6 protein-coding genes are annotated in these 4,920 nt (G+C 70.2%); all 6 read right to left on the bottom strand.

Annotation, left to right across the window (positions count from 1 at the left end; genetic code table 11):
- The coding region (locus tag WBA11_RS12865) for an AAA family ATPase (RefSeq protein WP_424521080.1) at positions 1–900 on the bottom strand (900 nt) is incomplete at its 3' end.
- Between the two features lie 51 nt (positions 901–951).
- Entirely contained in the window at positions 952–1,407 is a 456-nt protein-coding gene (locus tag WBA11_RS12860) for a DUF3368 domain-containing protein (protein WP_424521079.1), read from the bottom strand.
- Entirely contained in the window at positions 1,404–1,652 is a 249-nt protein-coding gene (locus WBA11_RS12855; RefSeq protein ID WP_424521078.1) for a UPF0175 family protein, read from the bottom strand. The genes WBA11_RS12860 and WBA11_RS12855 overlap by 4 nt, the downstream gene beginning before the upstream one ends.
- A gap of 95 nt (positions 1,653–1,747) precedes the next feature.
- Positions 1,748–2,149, bottom strand: a complete 402-nt coding sequence (gene hepT, locus WBA11_RS12850) for a type VII toxin-antitoxin system HepT family RNase toxin (RefSeq protein WP_424521077.1) — start codon at positions 2,147–2,149, stop codon at positions 1,748–1,750.
- Entirely contained in the window at positions 2,142–2,531 is a 390-nt protein-coding gene (gene mntA, locus WBA11_RS12845; protein ID WP_424521076.1) for a type VII toxin-antitoxin system MntA family adenylyltransferase antitoxin, read from the bottom strand. The genes hepT and mntA overlap by 8 nt, the downstream gene beginning before the upstream one ends.
- 303 nt (positions 2,532–2,834) lie before the next feature.
- Positions 2,835–4,920, bottom strand: a 2,086-nt coding sequence (locus WBA11_RS12840; protein ID WP_424521075.1) for a ComEA family DNA-binding protein, incomplete at its 5' end; no start/stop codon positions are given.

The raw sequence follows: 4,920 nt of genomic DNA, 5'->3' as shown, positions 1-4,920 counted from the left end.
GAGCTTCTGGACCGTCTCAGCGTGGTCGCGCAGCGCTCGCGCTCGCTGCCCCATCATCTGCTCCATCCCGACGAGCGTCGTCCGCGCTTCTTCGAGCTGGGCCTCGCCCCGGGCGACTTTCGCGCCCAGCCCCTCGGCCTCGGTCCCGCGGTCCCGCGCCGTGGCCTCGAGGGCAGTGCGTTCGGTCTGTAGTCGCTCGAGGTCGTGGGCGGCCATGGCGAGCTCGAGGCGCCGCAGCCGCGTCGCGTAGCGCTCGTGCCGAGCTGCTTTCTGAGCCTGCCGCTGGAGCGACCGAACCTGTTTTTCGACCTCCTCCACGATGTCGTCCAGCCGCGTCAGGTCGGACTGGGTCGACTCGAGCCGCCGGAGGGCTTGGGCGCGGCGGCGCTTGTACTTGGTGACGCCGGCCGCTTCCTCGAACAGGCGCCGTCGGTCGTCGGCCTGCTCGGACAGGATGTCCTCGACCATCGACAGCTCGATGACCGAGTAGGCGCCGGCGCCCATGCCGGTGTCCATGAACAGGTCCTGGATGTCGCGCAAGCGGCAGACGGTCCCGTTGAGCATGTACTCGGAGTCGCCGTTGCGGTAGAGCCGCCGCGTGACGGTCACCTCGGAGAACTCGGTCGGCAAGACGCCTCGCGTGTTCTCGACGGTGAGCGAGACCTCGGCCAGGCCGAGCGGGCGCTTGCCCTCGGCGCCGTTGAAGATGACGCCGGCCATCGACTCGCTCCTGAGCAGCCGCGCGCGTTGCTCACCGAGCACCCAGCGGACGGCGTCGATCACGTTCGACTTGCCGCACCCGTTCGGCCCCACGATGGCCGTCACGCCGGGCGAGAACGACACGCTCGTCTTCTGGGCGAAGCTTTTAAAGCCGTGGAGGTCGAGCCGGCTGAGGTACAACGTGCTACGGTGGGGGAGGCACGAAGATACCGGCCGTCCTCGAGGACGGGCCTACCCCTCGCCGGCCTGCCGGAGGACGGCCGCTACGATGGCGTCCGACGCCCGAAAGCCGTGGGCCTCGCGGAGCTCGTCGAGGAGCGGTCGGACCGCGGGAATCAGGCCTGCGCGCTGAGCTCGAATCAAAACGCCGAGCGTCCCGATGACCTCGAGGCCGAACCGGAGAGCCGCTCTGCGCCCTCGAATCTCGTCGATCAGCAGCGGCCTACCCGGCGTCTCGAGGGCGAGGGCGATCGCTTCGGACTCGCCGTCGTCGAGTGACGCCGCGAGCTCGGCGACCCGAGCGCGGTCTCGAGCGTCCTCGATGCGGAGCCAGTCCGGCTTCGACCCGAACTCCGCGACCACGACGCTCGGCGCGACGACGGAATAGAGGCCCGGCAAGAGGTCGAGCTTTCCGACACGCTCGAGGGCGATGAGCGGGGACGTGTCCGTGACAACGATGCCCTTCACTTGGCTCCGGCATCGGAGCTCTCGAGGGCGCGGAGCGAGGCCAGCTCCTGCTCCCAATACTCCTCATCGATCACGTACGCCGGGATGTCGCGCTCGCGCAGCACGTCGAGAAACGACCGGTAGCTCAGCCCCGCGATCTCGGCCGCCTTGCCGACGGAGACGTCCCCGTCCTGGAACAGGCCGAGGGCCAGGATCAGCCGAGCGCGCTCGGGGGTGACGACGGAGGGCAACTCGAGGACGGCCATGACAATCGGGGCGGACGGCCTCAACGTACGGCACCGCTTTCGGCGTATCCGTCCTCGATGGCGCGACCTCGAATGTGCGACCTCGAGGCCGAGCGTCAGCGGCGGAGCGCCCAGGCGGCGAAGGCCTCGAGGTCGCCCAAGTGACCTCGGACGATGGCCCGCACGATCGGCAAACTCAGCGTCTGGTAGTCATGGACGGCCACGTTGCGAAAGCCGACCATCGACCGCATCGACGCTCCGAGGGGCTCGGGGAGCACGTCGGCCTCGATCAAGAGGCGGAACGCGTCGCGGCTGTCCTGTGGGATCCCGAGCCCGTCCATCCGGCACGCCCGCATTGCGAGGTCGATGGCAGCCTGGCACGCCCGCTGCAGATTGAGCACCACCGAGTCTTGGCGCGTCACGTCCTCGAGGGCGGGGTCGAGCCCGCTCTCTTCACGGACTCGCGCGACGCACCGCCCGATGACGGCGGCCTTATTCAAAACGACGTCGTCAGCCATAGACCCGTCCTCGGCGTTTGACGTCCTCGAGGATGCCGCGCCGCTCCTCGTTGAGAAGGGCGTACGCCGACATCGCGGTCACTTCCCAGAACGCCCGCGTCGTCGGGTCCCGGTCGAGGACGACGGCGCCCGTGCGGAGGACCTCGGCGCGCATCACCGTCGAGGCCGAACGCAAGTCCACCAGGTCCACATCGAGGCCGAGGTGACCTGCGAGACGTTCCTGGACGTAGAACCGCTCGACGGGGTCGAGGGGTGCCGGCGCCAAGACCGCAATGTCGAGGTCGCTGTCCGGCCGGGCGTCGCCGGTCGCCCGAGAGCCGAACACGTACACCGCCTCGAGGTCGGGCAGGGCATCCAGGAGAGGGGAGAGGTCGATGTCCATCGCGTCGGCCAACGTACGCCCCAGGCGAGGGCAGGCGCAGGGTCCCACCACGGCCCCTGCGCCCAACGGCCCGCGCTCAGATCGTCGATCGCGTGCGGGGGCCAACCCTCGGACCGCACGATACGAGGGCGCCGCCACTTTGTGTCGCTCCCCGACCGGTTTCACAAACGCGGGGCCGGCGACGCCACGAGCGAGCCGTCCTCGAGGTCGCGCGTCCGAGTCGTTGGCTGCGCCGGCCTCACGGCTCTCGAGGCCGGACCGGGCATGCGCCCTCGAGGACGAGAGCATCTTGACCTCCGCACCTCAGAGCCGCACCCGCACCTGCACGCCCAGGTCGCTGATCCGATTCCCCTCGACCTCCGCGTCCCCGCTGCCGATGCGGTTCGTGCCGCGGAGCCACGTCGCCGCCAGCTTGAGCTGCGCGACCACGCCCTCGAACGGGTCTGCCCGGAGCAAGACGTACGAGCGGACGCCGCGGCCCGAAAGCGCCGGGATCGCGAAGACGCCCGTCAGGTCGTTCTCGAAGGCGTAGAGCCGGGCGTCGTAGCCGTCCGTGTCGAACAGGGTCAGGCGCGCGTCGGCGCGGAGCCACGAGAGAGGCCGCCAGCGGACGTCTTGGTACACGAGCGACCCGGTCTGGACGGTCACGCCGTCTTGGTCGGCGAAGCGCGAGCCCTCGACGCGAGCCCGCAGCCGGAGCCGCCGCGACGCGTCCCACTCGCCGTGCAGCCGGACCGTCTGCCGCGTCTGTTCGCCCAGCCCGTCCACGATCGAGCCGGGCACAGTCCCGGGCACCTCGATGCCGACCTCGCGCGTCTCCGTCCGGGCTTGGCCGTAGACGCGCAGGTACCGCCTGGGACGGTGCTCGACGTGCAGCAGCGCCTCCCGCCCTCGACTCGGGCGCGGCACGTTGAAGCGGAGGAACGGGAACCGGTACTGGTCGAGGTAGGCGTTGATGGTCCACGACCTCGAGGGCTGGATGCGGACCCCGGCGTAGATCCCGTCCTCGTTCTGTCCGATCCCGTTGCGCTCGCCGAACGGGTAGCCGTGCAAGGTTTGAAAGTCCGGCGCGTAGCTCCGCCCGACGACCAACAGATCCGCGCCTCCGCCCAGGTCAATCCCGACGCCGCCGACGCCACCCAGCCCGCCGCCGGCCCCTCTCGCGACCTCGAGGAAGGCGAGCCCCGCCCGCGCCCGAGCGTCGGCGTAGGCGCTGACGACCGTCGCCTCGTCGCCTTGGAAAGCGAAGAACTGGTCCGGCCGCGTCCCGCCGCCGATGGGCGTGTCGAACTGCGACTGCGTCGCGATGACGCCCGCTCGGCCCTCGACGCGGCCGTTCGCGATCCGGTACTCCGCGCCGCCGCCGACGAGTGTCTCATCGAGGACGTCCTTGCGCGCCAGCTCGCGGTCGTTGCGGTGCAGGCCCGTCGCGTTCAGGCTCGTGACGATGGCGTCGAAGGCGCCCGGCAGGTCGGGATCGGCCAGGTCTGAGGAGTCGGGCGCAAAGATGCTCGCGTCGAGGGCGCGGCGGCTGGCGAACGCGGACACGTAGACGCCCGGCACGACGGCGACCGACAAGGCGGCCCCTCGGAAAAAGTTGTTCTCGTCGACCGACCCGTACGGCCGGATTCCGCGCCCGCTCCGTACCGGCCCGCCGATCGCGTCGGGTCCCTTGCCAAAGCCAGATGCTCGCCACAGCGCGACGCCCTGGCCGAACTCGGCCACAAAGTCGCCCACGACAAGGGCGTCGATGCGGCCGGCGTCGAGGACGGCCACGTGCGCGCTCTGGTAGTCGAACCCGTACGTATTGGTGCCGTCGTCGAACCGGAACGGCTCGCCGGGGTCTTTCTCGAGCGTCACGTTGACCGACACCTGGCGCCGGTAGGTCGCCTGCAGGCGTGTGTAGATCCTCGAGGCCGAGCCGAGGAACGCTCTTGTAGAGTCGGGTCCTTGGAAGCCCTCGCCCAGGTCGAGCCGCCGTTGGACCCGCTGCGTCCCAGTGTAGCGGAACCCGTCGAGGACGGTGCCGAGCGTCGGCGCCTGGGGAAAGCGGGAGACGGGCGCGTTCGTTTCCAGACGCGGGCCGATGGTCAGGAATGGCCGAGCGTCGAGGTAGACGTCGGCGGTCACGCCCTCGACCTGTCGGAGGCCGGGGAGCGATTGGTACGGTCCGTTCTGGGCACGGTAGCGCACGATCGCCGCTGCGATCTCGGGGCCGAGCGCTGGGACCTGCGCCAGCTCTCGGGCCGTCGCGGCGTTGACGTCGAGCGGGTCGTCGCGGAGTCCCACGACCAACTCCAACAGCTCCGTCGGGTCGCCGCCGAGCTCGTCCTCGACGAGCGCCTCAAGCTGGGCCTCGATCTCGGGGTCGCCCGTGAGCTTGTCGGCC

The sequence above is a fragment of the Rubrivirga sp. genome (assembly GCF_049648075.1).
In the GTDB taxonomy this organism is placed as follows: domain Bacteria; phylum Bacteroidota; class Rhodothermia; order Rhodothermales; family Rubricoccaceae; genus Rubrivirga.
Note: the sequence above shows the minus strand (reverse complement) of the source record. Positions and strands in the feature narration are given on the sequence as shown.

Coding starts and splice junctions, on each gene's coding strand:
- mntA (WP_424521076.1), bottom strand. CDS start 2,531: ATGGACATCGACCTCTCCCCTCTCCTGGATGCCCTGCCCGACCTCGAG.
- hepT (WP_424521077.1), bottom strand. CDS start 2,149: ATGGCTGACGACGTCGTTTTGAATAAGGCCGCCGTCATCGGGCGGTGC.
- WBA11_RS12855 (WP_424521078.1), bottom strand. CDS start 1,652: ATGGCCGTCCTCGAGTTGCCCTCCGTCGTCACCCCCGAGCGCGCTCGG.